The following is a 16,444-nucleotide window of genomic DNA, read 5'->3' as shown; positions in this document are numbered from 1 at the left end:
CTCAGCCCACCAACGCGGGCGTGCCGGAGCGACGGAGGATCTGCTGGATCCGGTCGGCCTGCTCGTCGGACGGGACGCCCTTGGTGTCGAGGATCGTGCGCAGCAGGCGGAGGGCCGACTCCTTCTCCTCGGTCGTGAAGCCCCGCGGGTCCTCGTGCCGGCCGGCCAGTTCCTGCAGCTCCCGGTACGGGGCGAGGACGCCGGTGGCGTAGGCGTCCTTGTCGAAGTTGCGGTTGCGGGTCGCGGCCACGGCGCCCAGGCACAGGCCCGGGAAGCTGGGTTCGGTGCGCCGGTGGGCCAGGACGTCCTCCACGGCCGCGCGGGCCCCGTCCGCGTCCTGGTCGAGGTTGCGCACGCGATCCTCGCCCACGACGGCGGCGACCAGCTTCGACAGCACCTTCTTGGGGCCGCACTCGATCCACAGCCGCACGTCACGCTCGGCGAGGCCGGCCACCACGTCGCGCCAGCGCACGGGCTCGGTCAGCTGGACGGCCAGCGTCTCGCGGATCTCCTCCACGGACGTGTAGGCCCGGCCCGTCACGCTGCTGACGACCGGGACGGTGGGCTGCACGATCTCCGTCTGCTCGACCGCCGCGACGAAGGCCGGCACCGCGGGGGCCATGTGGGAGCTGTGGAAGGCGCCGGCGACGTTGAGGCGCGCGGAGCGGTGGCCCCGGGCGTCCAGCAGGGCGGTGAACCGCTCGACTTCGTCGATCGTGCCGCCGAGCACGGTCTGGGTGTCGCTGTTGTAGTTGGCGACCTGGAGGGCATGGCCGCCCGCGTTGAACTCGTCCTTCAGCGCGTCGACCTCAGCGGACTCAAGCCCGATGACGGCGACCATGCCGGTGCGGGTGGAGCGAGCGCACTCCTCCATGGCCTCCCCACGCACCTTCACGAGCCGCACGGCGTCCGTGAACGAGATCGCCCCCGAGGCGGCCAGCGCGGTCAGCTCGCCCAAGCTGTGCCCGGTCATGAAGTCGACGGCCACCGGTGATGACTCCTGGAACACCTGGTACATCGCGTAGCTGAGCACCAAGATCGACGCCTGGGCGTGGTGGGTGCGGGTCAGTTCTCCCGGCGCCCCGCGGAAGCACAGGTTCTCCAGCGAGTAGCCCAGCACCTCGGACGCCTGCGCGAAGCAGTCGCGGACGCCTTGGTGCGCCTCGTACTGGGCCTGTCCCATCCCGTCGTACTGCGACCCCTGGCCGGGGAAGACAACCACGATCTCGTTCATGCGTTCCTCTTTCCGTTGGTCGACGTCGTCGCGGCCGGTTCCCGCCGGTCCCCGAGGACTTCCAGGAGCTTCACGAAGAGCCCCAGTTGGGAGGCCATGGCGTCCGCGTCCACACGGCGCCCGTGGTCGATGTGGACCCGCACGCCGTCCCGGGTGTCCGCCAGCCCGAACACGAGGTCGAAATGGCGCAGCAGGCGTCCGGAGTCGGCGGGTTCGGTGGTGACGGCGACCCCGACCCGGCCGTCGTGCCCCGCGGCCCTCAGGTCGTCCAGGGCCAGGGCGGCCTCCGGACGCACCTGCTCGTGGACGTCGTCCAGGACCTCGGTCAGGTCGGCCCGCTCGGCGAAGTCGAACCGGACCGGCTGCACCTCGTCGCGGCGGACCAGGCCGAGCGTGACCTCGTCCACCCCGAGCGTCCGGCTCAGGCTCAGGGCGAACACGGCGCCGGCCAACGGCGCTCGCCCACCGGCGGACTTCCCCAGCGCGTCGAGCGCGGCGAGCGTCAGGCCCGTCAGGTCCGCCTCCACGCGGCCGTCCGACTCCTGCCCGTGGGCCAGCCAGCCGGCCGGGGCGTCCACGCCGATCGCCGGCGTGGGGGCCGAGCTGCGGAGCAGGGCGTCCACGTGGGCCGCCTGCGTGGCGATGGTGGCGTGGGCGAACAGGTCGCTCACGTCGAGGATCTCCCCGAAGGCACGGTTCAGCTCCGTCAGGAGCAGGACGATGCTGAAGGAGTTGCCCCCCAGGTCGAAGAAGCTGTCGGAGCGTCCCATCGGGATGTCGCCGAGGATCGTGCGCCAGGCCTCCTCGACCCGCCCCTCGGTGGACGTGGGCCCGGCTGCGGATTCCGCCGGCAGGGCCAGCGGCTCCGCCGCCAGCAGGGCGCGGCGGTCCACCTTCCCGCTGGTGGTCATCGGAATGGCGGTGACCGTGGCGATGGTGGCCGGGACCATGTACTCCGACAGTCGCCCAGCCAGCCAGCTGCGCAGTTCCTGGGGCTCCGGACGGGCACCCGGGGCCGCCTGCACGAACCCGCGGAGCACGGTGTTCCCCGCCCCGGACGTCTCGACCACCACGGCGGCCGACGTCACGGCGGGGTGGCTCGCGAGCACCCCTTCGATCTCCTCCAGCTCCACGCGGTAGCCGCGGATCTTGACCTGGTTGTCGATGCGGCCCAGGCAGTGCAGCTCGCCGTCGACCCACTGGGCGCGATCGCCGGTGAGGTAGATCCGTCCCGTCCCGAAGGGGTTGTCGCGGAACAGGCCCTCGTCGAGGTCCGGGCGGTTCAGGTAGCCCGGCGACACGCCGAGCCCACCGATCCACAGGTTGCCGACCGTGCCCTCGGGCACGAGGCGGAGGTCGTCGTCCAGCACGTACACGGTCGTGTTGGCGATGGGCTCCCCGATGGTCACCTCCGTGGCGCCGGTCAGGTCCTTCACGCTCGACCAGATGCACGTCTCCGTCGGGCCGTACACGTTGAAGACCTCCAGGCCGACGTGCCGGCGCAGGGTGTCCAGCAGGTCCGGGGGGAAGGCCTCGCCGCCGACGATGAGCTTCTCCAGGGCGGCCAGCGTCCGGTGGGCCGCAGCCGGATCAGCGAGAAGCAGGCGGAGCCTGGTGGGCGTGACCTGCAGGTAGTCGACGTGCCCGCCGACCACCAGTGACTCGATCGCGGCGGGCGACGACCCCGCGGCCTCGTCACCCAGCACGACGACGCCTCCCCGGCTGATCGTCAGCAGGGTCTCCAGCAGGTAGATGTCGAAGGAGGGCGTGGTGAGGTTGGCGACCCTCTTGCCCGGCGCCCAGCGCAGCGCGTCCGGCATGCCGACCAGGAAGTTGGCCAGCGCACGGTTCGTGAGCTGGACGCCCTTGGGGCGACCGGTCGAGCCCGACGTGAAGATCACGTAGGCGAGCTCCTCCGGGCCGGGGTGCGCGGCCGCCGCACCGTCGGGCTCGGAGAGGTCCTCGGCGCGGACGACCAGCCCCCGCTCCCCCAGCTCCAGCCCCTCGGCCAGCTCGTCGGAGCACACCACGCGGCGGGGGGACGCCGTGTCGAGCATGTCGTTCAACCGGGACAGCGGGTTGTTCACGTCCATGAGCAACCAGGCGCAGCCGGCCCGCTGGCAGGCCAGCATCCACACGACCAGCTCGGGACCGCGCGGCAGGATGAGGGCGACCCGGTCACCGACGCCGACGCCCTCGCGGCGCAGGAGCGCCGCGTGGCGGTCCGCGAGGTCGGAGAGCTCGCGGTATGTCAGCCGGCCGTCGGGGAACTCGATCGCCACCGCGTCCGCGTGCTGGGTGCAGGCGTCGTCCAGCAGCTGCCACAGCGGCGGCACCTCCGGCTCGGGGCCGGTGCCGAGCGCCAGCAGGCGCTTCCGCTGGGCGGTCCGGACGAGGCTCACGTCGCCGACCCGGATGTCCGGGTCCGCCACGACCTGCTCCAGCACGGCGACGAGGCCGGCCAGCAGCGAGTCCGCGCGCTCCGGGGAGAAGATCGCGGCGTGGTTCAGGTCCGCGAACAGGTGGCCGTCGCGCTCGGTGAGCTCCAGCGACAGGTCGAACATCGCGTACGGCGCCGGGACGTGCTCGGTCGTCCCGCGCACACCCCCGAAGTCGGCGGTGCGCCGCGCGGCGTTGGTGAAGGTGAACATCACGTCGAAGAGGGCGTTCCGGCCGAAGTCGCGCGGCACGTCGAGGTCACGGACGAGCTCGTCGTACGAGTAGTCGCTGTGGTCGACCGCGGCGAGGCTCAGGGCGCCGACCTCGGCCACCAGGTCGCGGACGCGGGTCTCGGGCTCGAGGGCGATCCGCAGGGGCAACGACTGGGCGAACATGCCGACCGTCTCCTCGAAGTCGCCGATCGCCCGCTGGTCGAAGGGGACGCCCACGCACACGTCCCGGCTGCCCGAGACCGCGCCGAGCAGGATCGCCCAGCAGGTGAGGTGGAACACGAAGGGGGTCGTGCGGGAGGACCGGACCAGCGCGCCCGCGGCCTCGCGGAGGGCGTCGTCGAACTGGATGCTCCGGAACCCCCCGGCGAAGTCGTTCACCTCGGGGCGCGGCCCGTCGGTGGGGATCGCCAGCGGTTCGGGGAGGGTGCGGAACTGGTCCTGCCACCACCGCCGCGATTCGGCGACCGAGGGGTGGTCGCCCTGGCGCGCCTGCTGGGCCACGAAGGCCGCGTAGGACTGGGAGGCGACCGGTTCGAGGTCGGCCCCGCTCAGGGCCCGGCCGAGGTCGTCGAGGATCAGTTCGACCGAGGTGCCGTCGGCAACCAGGTGGTGGAACGAGACGAGGAGGAGCTGCTGCCCCGCGTCGTCCACGAGGGTCCCGTAGCGCCACAGGGGCGCACGACCCAGGTCGAAGGGCGCGCTGATCGCGGCCACCACCTCATCGCTGGACAGGGAGTGGCCCTCACCGAGCCGGACGCGGTCGGGCACGACGGTGGCCTCCACGGCGGAGACGACCTCGGAGCCCTCGATGGCGTACCGCGTGCGGAGCTTGTCGTGGCGGGCGGCGATGGCCGCGAACGCGGCGTCCAGGGCCTCGTCGGGCAGGGGCGACTCGAAACGCTGCGCGCCGAGGATCTGGTACGCCTCGTTGCCTCCCCGCATGCGGGACAGCACGTACACCCGCTTCTCCTGTGACGACAGGGCACCGGCGGCCGGGGCCGGCTGCGCCGGCACAGGCACCTCACGACCGGCCCGGCGGAACGAGAAGCCACCGCTGCGGAGGTCGTCGACGCCGGATCGCAGCGCGGCCAGGATCGTGTCCGCATCGTGCTCGGTGTGCGCGGTCGAGAAGAAGGCCGTCCGGCGTTCCCAGACGTAGACCCCGCGCGCTGCCATGATCCGGAACAGGACGTTCAATTCGAGGGCGAACGTGCGCATCTCGGCCGCGACGAGGGACTCGAAGCGGTAGAGGGAGCCGAAGCAGACTGCGCGCAGCGGAACCGCCGCCTCCTCGAACCACGCGTTGGCCCGCTCCACGAAGGACGCCGTGAGGTCGTTGACGCGGGCGATCTCGGCGGCGCCGTGGTCCTTGAGGTGCGTCAGGACGGCTCGGCAGGCAGCCATGGTGAGGGGGTGCTTGCAGAACGTCCCGGCGAAGAACGTGGTCTCCGCGGCGGGTCGCGAGTCGTCCCCGTCGCTCCAGGCGCCGCCGTCGACAGCGTCGAGGAAGCGCGCGGACCCCGCGACGACACCGATCGGCATGCCGCCACCGATGAGCTTGCCGTACAGCACCAGGTCCGCCCGGACGCCGAAGTACTCCTGGGCCCCGCCCAGCCGGATCCGGAAGCCGGTGATCATCTCGTCGAAGACGAGCGCGATGCCGCGTCCGGTGCAGAGCTCGCGGAGGCGGACCAGGAACTCGCGCGGCTGGAGGCCGGGGTTGCGCGACTGGACCGGCTCCACCAGGACGGCCGCGAGCGTGTGGCCGTGCTCCTCGACATACCGGAGCGCCTCGTCGCTGCCGTAGGTCAGCACGACCGTGTCCTCCACCATCGACTGGGGGGTGCCGACGGTCATCGGGACGGTGCCCTCCCCGTCGGCCTCCGCGAGGACGCCGTCGAAGCTGCCGTGGAAGGACGTCACGAACTTGGCGATCCTGTCTCGGCCCGTGGCGGTGCGGGCCAGCCGGAGGGCGACCATGACGGCCTCCGACCCGGTGTTGCAGAAGGCCACGCGCTCGACCCCGGTCAGCTCCGCCACGAGGGCGGCCACCTCACCGGCGTCCCGGTTCTGCGGGCCGAGCTCGAAGCCGAGGTCGAGCTGCCGACGCACGGCGTCGACCACGAAGTCGGGCTGGTGGCCGAAGAAGTGGACGCCGTAGCCCATGGCCGTGTCGAGGTAGCGGTTGCCGTCCAGGTCCCAGAAGTGGGCCCCCGCCGAGCGCGACGACACGACAGGGTAGGTCACCGACCTCAGGCTCGGGCTGTAGTTCAGGGACGCGATCCAGTCCGCCAGGGTCCGGCGGTGACGCTCCGTGTACTCCTTCGAGGTGTGCGTCCGGTCGATGAAGTCGGCGACGAAGCCCGCCAGGAACTGCTCCTGACGCTCCGTCAGGTTCTCGTCGACCAACTCGATGTTGTTCCCGTAGGTGCCGACGCGGCGCTCGGCCGGCGCGGCCGCCGCGAGTGCCTGGGGCACCGGCACGGCCTCGACGGCGGGGGCGGACGCCGACGCCACGGGGGCCGCGATTCCCGCTCCGCCGCGCAGGGCCACGAGTTGCTGTTCCATGAGCCGCAGCTGGGCCGCGACGATCGCCTCGACACCGCCGGACGCCGCCGGGACCACGGCGCGGTCGGCGGACGCGGCCGGTGCGACGGCCGGGACGAGCGGTGCCTCAGCGGGGACGGAGGCCGCCGCGACGGACGCGGCCTGCTCGGGCTGGGGCATGACGCCGACGACGTGCTCGACGACGGCATCCAGCGTGTGGAGCGACTCGAAGAACGTCTTGACCGGGATCTCGATCGAGAACTCCTTCTCGAGACGACGCCCGAGCTGCACCAGCATCAGGGAGTCCATGCCGAGGGAGAACAGCTCCACGCTCCCCGACAGCTGGTCGGGGGCGACCCCGGTGATCTGCTTCAGCGACTGGGTCAGGAACGACAGGACGCGATCGCGGTCCGCGGCCCGGTGGTCGTCCGACGGCCGTGCCTCGTGGTGGGACACCGGGGTCTCCTCTGTCGGGGTGGGGTACCAGATGGGTCGCCGGTCCATGGGGGTGTGCGGGAGGCCGCGGCGACGGCGTCCGGCCCGACCGCCCGGGAGGAGTGAATCCTCGACGGGGTGTCCGAGCTTCCAGAGCTCGCCGGCGGTCTGGAGGAACTGGTGCTGGTCGTCGCGTCCCTTGCGGAGGCTGGGGAGGGCGACCGTGTCGGGGTGGTCCTGGGCGATGAGCCCACCGAGGGTGGCCATCGCTCCGGTCTCCAGGAAGGTGTCGTGGCCCAGGGAGCGGGCCGTGGCCACGGCGTCCGCGAACCGGACCGGTGACGTGAGGTGTCGCGCCCAGTAGGCGGCGTCGACGATCGTGTCGGAGTCGACGAGCCTGCCCGTCTGCGCCGACACCCAGGGGACCTCCGGTTGCCCGAAGCCGACCCCTGCGATCTCGTCGGCCAGGCGCGCCGCGCCGTCGGCCATGAGCGGGGTGTGGAACGGGTGGGAGATGGGGAGGGCCTCCACGAAGATCCTGCGCTTGCGGGCTTCGCGGCGCAGCGCGTGCATGGCCTCGGTCAGGCCCCCGATGGTCACGTTCTGGGCACCGTTGACGGCCGCCACGTGGACGCCCTCGAACGCTTCCACCAGCTCCACCGCCTCGGACAACGGGCACAGCAGCGCGGCCATGTGGCCGACCTGGGGGGCGTCCGCCATGATGCGCCCGCGGGCGCTGACCATCGCGGACGCGTCCTCCAGCGACAGGACGCCGGCGAAGCACGCGGCGGCGTACTCGCCGATGCTGTGCCCCAGCACCAGGTGCGGGCGGACGCCGAGAGCCACCCAGTGGCGGGCCAGCGCGAGTTCGGCGGCGAAGATCATCGGCTGCGTGAGGCGGGGCGAGTCGAACGCCTCCGCGTCACCGGTGAGCATCGTCTTGACGACCGGGAAGCCGGCGGCGTCGGAGAGGACCTCGTCGATGCGCTCCAGTTCCTCCCGGAAGGCGGGGGACGCCCGGTGGAGCCCGCTCGTCATGCCCGGGTAGTGGGAGCCCTGGCCGGGCAGCACGAAGGCGACGGGCGCCGCGGAGCCCGGGACGTGCCGGCTGTCGGCCGCCGCAGCCGCGACCCGCTCCGGGACGTCACGCACCGAGTCGCACACGACCGCGGCCCGATGGGCCAGCACGGGCCGCACCGTGAGGGAGGCTGCGAGGTCGGGAAGGGAGACCCCCGACCCGCTCCATGCCGCCACACCGGCCGCCGCCGCTTCGAGGGCGGCCGGGGAGCCGGCGGAGAGCCGGAGCAACTGCGGGCCCTCGGCGACGCCCACGGCGTCCTCGACGACGTGGTGGACGTGCTCCTCCACCACGATGTGCGCGTTGCTGCCGCTGATGCCGAACGAGCTGATCCCGGCGCGACGTCGCCCGTCGGCCGCCGGGGGCCACGCGGTGGTGTCCGCGCGCACCTCGAGGGGCACGCGATCCCAGTCGACCAGGTGGTTGGGACGGTGCAGGTGGGCCGTCCCGGGGATGTGCCGGGCGCGCAGCGAGACGATGACCTTGCACAGGCCGGCCATGCCAGCCGCGGCCTCGAGGTGGCCGAGGTTGGACTTGATGCTTCCGACCAGCACCTTGTCCTCGCGGCCGGCGAACACCGTCGCCAGGGCGTTGATCTCCTGCGGATCACCGATCGGCGTGCCCGAGCCATGGGCCTCGACGTAGGTGATGTCCGCCGGGGTCAACCCGGCGTTCGCCAGGGCGGCGCGGACGACGCCCGCCTGCGCCTCGCCGCTGGGGACGGTGAACCCGCCGCTGTGGCCGTTGTGGTTCACCGCGGTGCCGCGCACCACGGCGAGCACCTCGTCGCCGTCGCGTTCGGCGTCCACCAGCCGCTTGAGCACGACGACCGCACCGCCCTCGCTGCGGACGTAGCCGTCGGCGGAGTCGTCGAAGCTGCGGCACCGACCGGAGGCCGCGAGGGCGCCCAGACGGGCGAAGGACGCGTGGCCCTCGGGCGACAGGATGAGGTTGACGCCGGCCGCCAGGGCCACGTCACAGGTCCCGTGCCGCAACTCGCGGACGGCGTGGTGGACGGCGTACAGGGACGAGGAGCACGCCGTGTCCACCGACATGCAGGGCCCGCGCAGGCCGAACGTGTACGAGATCCGACCCGCCGCGGCGTTGGACAGGCCTCCCGTGTAGGAGTAGGCCTCCGGCTCGCGGCCGAGGTCACGGGCCACCTGCAGGTAGTCGTGGGACGAGATGCCGACGACCACGCCGACGGGGCGCTGCGCCCCGACGGTGAGGGGGTCGAGGCCGGCGTCCTCCAGGGCCTCCCAGGTGAGTTCCAGCAGCAGGCGGTGCTGCGGATCGAGGGACTCCGCCTCGGTGGGCGAGATACGGAAGAGCAGGGGGTCGAACCCCGCGACGTCCGACAGGTAGCCGCCCTGGGTCGTCGTGAGGGTGGACCGGTCGAGCGGGCTGTGGCGCCACCGTCCGGACGGCAGGGGTCCCACGCAGTCGGCGCCCCGGTCGAGCGCGGCCCAGAGGGCGGCCTCCGTCCGGAGGTCTCCCGGCAGGCGGAACCCCATGCCCACGATCGCGATCGGCTCGTTGTCCGACGCGTCGGGGTGGCGCAGCGTCGGGGTGACGGGGAGCGCGGCGTCCACGGGACCGCCGCCGGCCAGGCGTCCGGACAGCGTGGCCACCATGTCGTCCACGGTCGGGTGGTCGAGCACGAACGTGCTCTCCAGCGTCAGGCCCAGGCGCTTCTGGAGGGCCTCCTGCAGCGAGATGAGCTGCAACGAGTTGCACCCCAGCTCGAACAGGCTGCGCCCGCGTCCGTCGGGAGGCAGGGTGACGAAGTCGGCGACGACGGCGAGGACGGCCCTGGTGACGTCGTCCGCGGCGGGCGTCGCCCTCGCCGGGGCCGCGGGTGCGGCGGGAGGTGTGTCGGACGCCGGAGCCGCGGCCGGACGCGTGGCGGCCAGGTGGTCGCGGACGAGCCGGAAGCGCTGCACCTTCCCGCTCGTGGTGCGCGGGATGCTGCGAACGGGCACGACGTGCTCGACCGTGAGGCCGAGCCCGGTCATCACCAGGCGGCGGACCTCGCGCTCCACCTCCGAGAACTGCTCGGCGCTCCCCCGGTGCTGGACGAACACGGCGAGTTCGTCGCTGTTCGTCTCCGCGCCCGGGATCGCGCAGGCCACGAACTGGTTGAGCCGGGCGTTGCCCACCCCGCGCAGGATGACGTTCTCGATGTCATTGGGGTGGTAGTTGACGCCACCGATGATGATGACGTCCTTGAGGCGCCCCACGATGACGATCTGGCCGCGGTGGAGGAACGCCAGGTCCTGGGTGTTCATCCAGTCGTCGTCGAGGAGGATCTCGCCGGACGCGGCCGTGTTGCGATAGTAGCCGAGGGTGACGCAGTCGCCACGGACGTGGACGTGTCCGACGACGCCCTCGGGGACGGGCCGTCCCGCGTCGTCCACGATCCGTACCTCGGAGTGGGTGCACGGCTCCCCGCAGAGGACGAGTTCGAGGGCGTTGGGGTCGGTTTCCACGTCCGTCGCCAGGACCGCGACGCGCTCACCCACCGAGAGGTGGTTCCGGTCGACGACCACGGTCTCCAGGCGCTGGCCCTCGCGGACGACCGACACGACGAGCGTGTTCTCGGCCAGTCCGTAGCCCGGGCGGAAGACGTCCTCGCGCAGGCTGTAGGGGGCCAGGGTGCGGACGAAGTCGGCGCAGAGCTCCGCGTTGATCATCTCGGCGGCGTTCCACACCATGCGGACCGCGCTCAGGTCGAGCGCCTCGCGGTCGGCCCGCTCGGCATCGAAGCGGTTGAGCAGGTGCTGGACGCCGAAGTTGGGGGTGCCCAGCACGGTCGCGCCGACCCGGGACGCCTGGACGAGCCAGTCGGTGGCGTTCCAGATGAAGTGCTTGGTGGTCATCCGGTACTGGTGGCAGCCCGCCACGAGCGGCGTGATGTGGAAGGCGATCATGCCAAAGTCGTGCGAGAGCGGCTTCCACGAGAGGAACACGTCGTCCGCGGTGATGGAGGACGCCTCGATGATGTCGTAGGCGTTGGTCAGCAGGTTCCGGTGGGTGAGGGTGACGCCCTTGGGCGACCCGGTGGAGCCGGACGAGAACTGGACGAAGGCCACGTCGTCCGGGGACGCCGGCACGACCCGGGCCGGGGAGGACCCGCGGAGCGCGGAGCAGTCCTCGGACACCAGCATGCGAGGGGTCGCCGTTCCCGACGCGAAGGGGTCCGACTCGGGCCCGTCCTGCAGGCGTTCGAGCACGGACGCGTCGTCGAGGGCGAGCCACGGGCTGGCCAGGATCCCCCAGACGTTCCGCAGCTTCTCCAGCTCGTCGTCGCTCTTGGGCGTCGCCAACGGGACGGGGACGATCCCGCCCAGCAGGGCCGCCCAGTAGGAGACGATGAGGTTGCCGGGCGATCGGAAGGCGATGACCAACTCGTCGCCCCGGCTCACGCCCTGCTCCTGCAGGTACGACAGGTAGCCCTCGGCCCGCTCGCGCAGATCCGGGTAGGGCACCTGGTCGATGCCACCGGACTCCTGCACCAGCCCGAGCCCGATGCGCTGGTCGTCCTGCGCCGCCAGTGCGTCCGTCAGCGTCTCGAAGCGGCTCACGGCTTGCGCCCCTGGGTGCCGCGACCGAACTTCTTGTAACCGAAGTTGGAGATCATCACCTGTTGCAGCTGGGAGGTGCCCTCGATGATCTCCAGGATCTTCGCCTCGCGGTACAGGCGCTCGGCGGGGTACCCGTCCCAACACCCGTTCCCGCCCAGCACCTGGACCGCGGCGTCCGTGACCTCACGCGCCACGGTGGAGGTGAAGTACTTCGCGACGTTGGTCTCCATGACCGCGTCGACGTGGTTCTCCATGCGGAGCCGGCCGGCTCGACGGCACAGCTCGCGGGCCGCCGCCACCTTGGTGACCGAGTCCGCCACCAGGCCCTGGACGAGTTGGTGCGAGCCGATCTTCTGGCCGAACTGTTCGCGCTGGGTCGCATACGAGCACATGACGTCCAGGGCGGCCTGGGCGATGGCCACACCACCCCACGCGATGCTGTAGCGGCCGTAGAACAGGGCGGTGTTGGCCACGAAGCTGAACCCCACGCCGACGCGCGACACGACGTTCTCGGCCGGCACGACCGCGTCCTTGAACTCCACCTCGGCGAGGTGGGCGGCGCGGCTGCCCAGCATGCCCGTGATGGGACGCGTCGTGACGCCACCCATCTCGCGCTCCACGAGGAAGGCGGTGACGGCCCCCTGGTCGGAGGCGATCACGAGGAACACATCGGCGATGGCGCCGAACGAGATCCAGCGCTTGAGCCCGTTGAGGACGAAGGTGTCCCCCTCCTGGCGGTAGGTCGTCCGGACGGCGGTGGCGTCCGACCCGACCTCCGGCTCGGACAGGGCGAAGCACGCCAGCTTGCGCCCCGACGCGAGGTCGGGGAGGTACCGCGCCTTCAGGTCCTCCGACCCCCGCTTGACCAGGGTCTCGGCCACGAGCGAGGCGTGCACCGTGAGCAGGGCGCGCGTCGAGGAACAGGCCTTGCCGATGGTCTCGGTGAGCTCGCCGTACGCGAGCGGGTCGAGGCCGAGGCCGCCCCACTCGGTCGGCACCATGGCACCCAGGAAGCCCTCGGAGGCCATGCGGTCGATGACGTCGCGCGGGAGCGCCTGCTGCGTGTCGAACTCGCCGGCCCGGGGCGCGATCTCGTCGGCGAGCCCCCGGGCGCGGCCCGCGACGTCGGTGAGGTGGTCAGCGAGCAGCGACACTGCGCAGCTCCTCCACGAGCTCGGCCATGCGGTCGACCGAGCTGAAGTTGGCCAGGGTGATGCTCTCGTCGGGCACCTCGACGCCGAACGTGGTCTCCAGGTAGTCCAGGAGCTGCATCGCGAACAGTGAGGTCACGAACCCGAGTTCGAAGATGTTGTCGGAGTCCTGGAGCGTCCCGTCAGCCAGGGCACTCATGTTGGCCGCCACGAAGGCGCGGATCTCGTCGCGAACGTCAGGCATGGTCACTCGTCTCGAATCGCTGGGTGGACGTCTCGTCGACCGAGACGGTGAGGAAGTCGGGGAACTCCTGCCACGTCGACAGGTCGTTCTCGTAGAGGTAGTCGTCCCCGTCGCGGGAGAGCGGCTTGAAGTTCGCCAGCTGGTAGGTCACGAGCATCTGGCGGTTGCGGTCCGTCCGACGGAAGTCGGCCAGGAGCCGGACGCCCGCGCGCCGGGCCGACTGGCTGAGGAAGGACAGCAGCACCGTGCCGACGCCCTTGGACACCGTCCGGCACGACATGAGGAGCAGCCGGATCGTCCAGGCGTCCGTGCCGCGCGTGACGAGCGCGAGCCCGATCTTCCCGTAGGAGCCGTACCGGTCGGTGAGCTCGCAGACCCACAGGTCGTGGCCGGGGTCGCGGCTCAGCTCGTCGAGCTGCTCGTACGAGTACTGGACGCCGGTCGAGTTGAGCTGGTTCGTCCGACGGGTCAGCTCCTCCAGCCGCGGCAGGTCGCCCTCCACCGCACGCGAGATGCGGAAGTCCATGCCGAGGCCGCGCAGGAACTCCTCGCGCGTCCCCTGGTGCGCCTCCTCGGACTGGGTGCGCTCCTGGTCCTCGACGTACATGAGGCGACGACGCCGGGCGTCCTCGGTGACGACGGCGGGTGAGAGCCGCGGCCGCGAGGCGAGCTCGCCGTATTCGAGGGCGTCGACCGTCTCGACCTCGGGCAGGTGGAACGACACCTCGTCGCGCTCGAACTGCTGGTCGTCGACGAAGATGAGGGTGTCCGCGCCGATGTTGAGGCGGGCCCGGATCTCCTCGACGGACGACGACTTCGGGTTCCAGTTGATCTGGGGGTAGAGGAAGTACTCGGCGAGGCCGAACTCCTGGATCTTCGCCCACGCGTCCGCGTGGTTGTTCTTGCTGGCGACCGACTGGAGGATGCCCCTCTCGTCGAGGGCAACGACCAGCTCCCGGATGCCCGGCTTGAGGACGACGTCGTCGCCCGCGCTGAGCGTGCCGGTCCACAGGGTGTCGTCGAGATCCCACACGACGCACTTGGCCATCTTCATGTTCGGGTTCCTCACGCTCGTGCCGCTGAATAGGTGTAGAAGCCACGACCCGACTTCCTGCCGAGCTCCCCCGCCGCGACCATCCGCTTGAGCAGCGGGCAGCACCGGAACTTGGGGTCCTGGAGCTCGTCGAAGAGGACCGCGAGCGAGTCGACGACGGTGTCCAGCCCGATCAGGTCCGCGGTCTCGAGGGGGCCCATCTTGTGGCCGTAGCCGAGCCGGAAGATCGCGTCCACCTCGTCCGGGCCGGCGACGCCCTCCTGGACGAGGAAGGCGGCCTCGTTCATGAACAGGTGCGAGAGCCGGTTCGAGACGAACCCGGGCTGGTCGTTCACGACGATGGGCGTCTTTCCGAGCACCCGGGCGAGTTCGCGGGCGGCCTCGGTGGTGTCGTCGGACGTGCGGTGCCCCCGGATGACCTCCAGGCCCGGGATCAGGGGGACGGGGTTCATGAAGTGCATGCCCACCACCCGCTCGGGCTCGGGCAGCCGTGCCGCCAGGCGCGTGATGGGGATGCAGCTGGTGTTGATCGCCAGGCGTTGGCCGGTCACCCACGTGGCGCTCAGGTCGCGGTAGAGCGACTCCTTGGCGGCGCGGTCCTCCGTGATGTTCTCGATGATCCAGATGGCCGGCGCCAACTCAGCGAGTTCGCCCGTGACCGTGATCCGCCCCAGCACGTCGTCGGCGTGCCAGGTGGGCCCGTCGGGCATCATGCGATAACTGCGGACGAGGCGGCGCAGCTGCCCGGGCGCCTGGGAACGGACATCGGGGTCGGCGTCGCAGAGCACGACCTCGTATCCATGGGCGGCGCAGGTGAGGGCCACGTCCTTGCCCATCACCCCGGCACCGATGATGCCCACGACCGTCACGGCCTGTCTCCTTCCTGGGGGGTCCCCCACGCGGGGCGCGGCCCGCCGTCGGCGATGTCGTCACGAGCCGTCACAGCGGCATGTTGGTCGAGTGGCCGCAGACACCGTCGTCCGCCCGGCGGATCGCGGTGGCCACGGCGGAGCGGGTTCGCCCGGGGTCGATCACTTCGTCGACCACGCCGATGCGCACGGCGGTGTCGACACCGCCGGCGGTCAGGGCGTGCTCGTCGGCCAACGCCTGCTCGAGGGCCGCACGCTCGTGCTCGGGCGCCGCGGCGAGCGCGCGGCGGTGCAGGATGCGCACCGCGGCGAGGGGACCCATGACGGCGATCTCGGCGGTGGGCCACGCGAACACACGGGTGGCACCCAGGGCCCGCGAGTTCATGGCGATGTAGGCCCCACCCATGGCCTTGCGCGTCACCACCGTGACGCGCGGCACCACGGTGCGGGAGAACGCGTGCAGCAGCTTGGCCCCGCGACGCACGACCCCGCCCCACTCCTGACCGATGCCGGGGAGGTAACCGGGCACGTCCACCAGCACGACCAGGGGGATGCCGAAGGCGTCGCACAGTTGGACGAAGCGGGCCGCCTTCTCGGCGCTCAGCGAGTCGAGGCACCCCCCGAGGCGCAGGGGGTTGTTGGCGATGACGCCCACGGTGCGGCCGCCGAGGCGTCCGATCGCCGTGGCGATATTGGGGGCCCAGCGCTCCTGCAGGACCAGGACCGTGTCGTCGTCCAGGAGCGCCTCCACGAGGGGGCGGACGTCGTAGGCGCGCTTGGGCTGGGCCGGCAGCAGGGGGGCCACCTCGACGTCGGTGACCTCGTCGTCGACACGTCCCTGGTTGCCGAACAGGTCCACGACCTGCCGGGCGCAGGCCAGCGCTTGAGCCTCGGTCTCGACCCCGACGTGGACGACACCCGAGCGGCGAGCGTGGGTGTCGACCCCTCCGAGGCTCTCCATGTCGACGTCCTCGCCGGTCACGGACCGGACCACGTCCGGGCCGGTGACGAAGATGCGCCCACCCTCCGACATGACGACGACATCGGTCAGCGCGGGCCCGTACGCCGCACCGCCGGCCGCGGCACCGAGCACGACCGAGACCTGGGGGATCTTGCCCGAGGCGGCGGTCATGCAGTTGAAGATCTGCCCCACCCCGTCGAGCGACAGGACGCCGTCGCCGAGGCGCGCGCCACCTGAGTGCCAGATGCCCACGATCGGACACCCGGCAACACGGGCGCGGCGGTAGGCCTCGACCACCACCTGGCAGCCCTGCTCCCCCATCGCTCCACCCATGACCGTGGCGTCCGAGCAGAAGGCCACGGTCGGCAGCCCGTTGATGGTGCCGTGTCCGGCGAGCATGCCCGACCCGTCGTGGGCGCTGATCAGGGCGAGCGACCCCGGATCGAAGAGCGCCGCCAGTCGGGCGTTCGGGTCGCGGGGGTCCGCGCCGCTGGGGGACGCTGTCTCCCGGCGCGTGGGCGCCAGGGCGGGCACGGAGTTCATCACGGTGTCCTTCGGGGTGGGCGGAACACGGGGGGTCGCATTCCTGATTGGAAGATAGCAGCGGGAGAAACC

Annotated in this window: 7 protein-coding genes; all 7 read right to left on the bottom strand. The window is 71.6% G+C overall.

The window, feature by feature from the left end; translation table 11 throughout:
• Position 1: 1 nt before the first annotated feature.
• The 7 genes from fabD to AC5YDV_RS07500 all read right to left on the bottom strand — a co-directional run bounded on the left by fabD (position 2) and on the right by AC5YDV_RS07500 (position 16,372).
• On the bottom strand, positions 2-1,234 hold the full coding sequence (gene fabD, locus AC5YDV_RS07530; RefSeq protein ID WP_496182597.1) for an ACP S-malonyltransferase: 1,233 nt from the start codon (positions 1,232-1,234) through the stop codon (positions 2-4).
• Positions 1,231-11,550, bottom strand: coding sequence for an amino acid adenylation domain-containing protein (locus tag AC5YDV_RS07525; protein WP_496182596.1), 10,320 nt, complete (start codon positions 11,548-11,550; stop codon positions 1,231-1,233). The genes fabD and AC5YDV_RS07525 overlap by 4 nt, the downstream gene beginning before the upstream one ends.
• A complete protein-coding gene (locus AC5YDV_RS07520) occupies positions 11,547-12,704 on the bottom strand; it encodes an acyl-CoA dehydrogenase family protein (protein ID WP_496182595.1) in 1,158 nt (385 codons plus the stop codon). Before AC5YDV_RS07520 ends, AC5YDV_RS07525 begins: the two co-directional genes overlap by 4 nt.
• Positions 12,688-12,945: a phosphopantetheine-binding protein gene (locus AC5YDV_RS07515; protein WP_496182594.1), complete on the bottom strand. Its 258-nt coding sequence runs from the start codon at positions 12,943-12,945 to the stop codon at positions 12,688-12,690. Before AC5YDV_RS07515 ends, AC5YDV_RS07520 begins: the two co-directional genes overlap by 17 nt.
• Complete coding sequence (locus AC5YDV_RS07510; protein WP_496182593.1) at positions 12,938-13,999, bottom strand: HAD-IIIC family phosphatase; 1,062 nt, start codon at positions 13,997-13,999, stop codon at positions 12,938-12,940. The genes AC5YDV_RS07515 and AC5YDV_RS07510 overlap by 8 nt, the downstream gene beginning before the upstream one ends.
• A gap of 11 nt (positions 14,000-14,010) precedes the next feature.
• Entirely contained in the window at positions 14,011-14,868 is an 858-nt protein-coding gene (locus tag AC5YDV_RS07505) for a 3-hydroxyacyl-CoA dehydrogenase family protein (protein WP_496182592.1), read from the bottom strand.
• A gap of 70 nt (positions 14,869-14,938) precedes the next feature.
• Positions 14,939-16,372, bottom strand: a complete 1,434-nt coding sequence (locus AC5YDV_RS07500) for an acyl-CoA carboxylase subunit beta (protein ID WP_496182591.1) — start codon at positions 16,370-16,372, stop codon at positions 14,939-14,941.
• Positions 16,373-16,444 lie beyond the last annotated feature (72 nt).

This window comes from Propioniciclava sp. LT432 (genome assembly GCF_059515965.1).
This window is presented reverse-complemented; position numbering and strand designations above follow the sequence as displayed.

What these genes read in the sequence shown, in the direction of transcription:
- AC5YDV_RS07500 (WP_496182591.1), bottom strand. Translation starts at nt 16,372, where the DNA reads ATGAACTCCGTGCCCGCCCTGGCGCCCACGCGCCGGGAGACAGCGTCC.
- AC5YDV_RS07510 (WP_496182593.1), bottom strand. Translation starts at nt 13,999, where the DNA reads ATGAAGATGGCCAAGTGCGTCGTGTGGGATCTCGACGACACCCTGTGG.
- fabD (WP_496182597.1), bottom strand. Translation starts at nt 1,234, where the DNA reads ATGAACGAGATCGTGGTTGTCTTCCCCGGCCAGGGGTCGCAGTACGAC.
- AC5YDV_RS07515 (WP_496182594.1), bottom strand. Translation starts at nt 12,945, where the DNA reads ATGCCTGACGTTCGCGACGAGATCCGCGCCTTCGTGGCGGCCAACATG.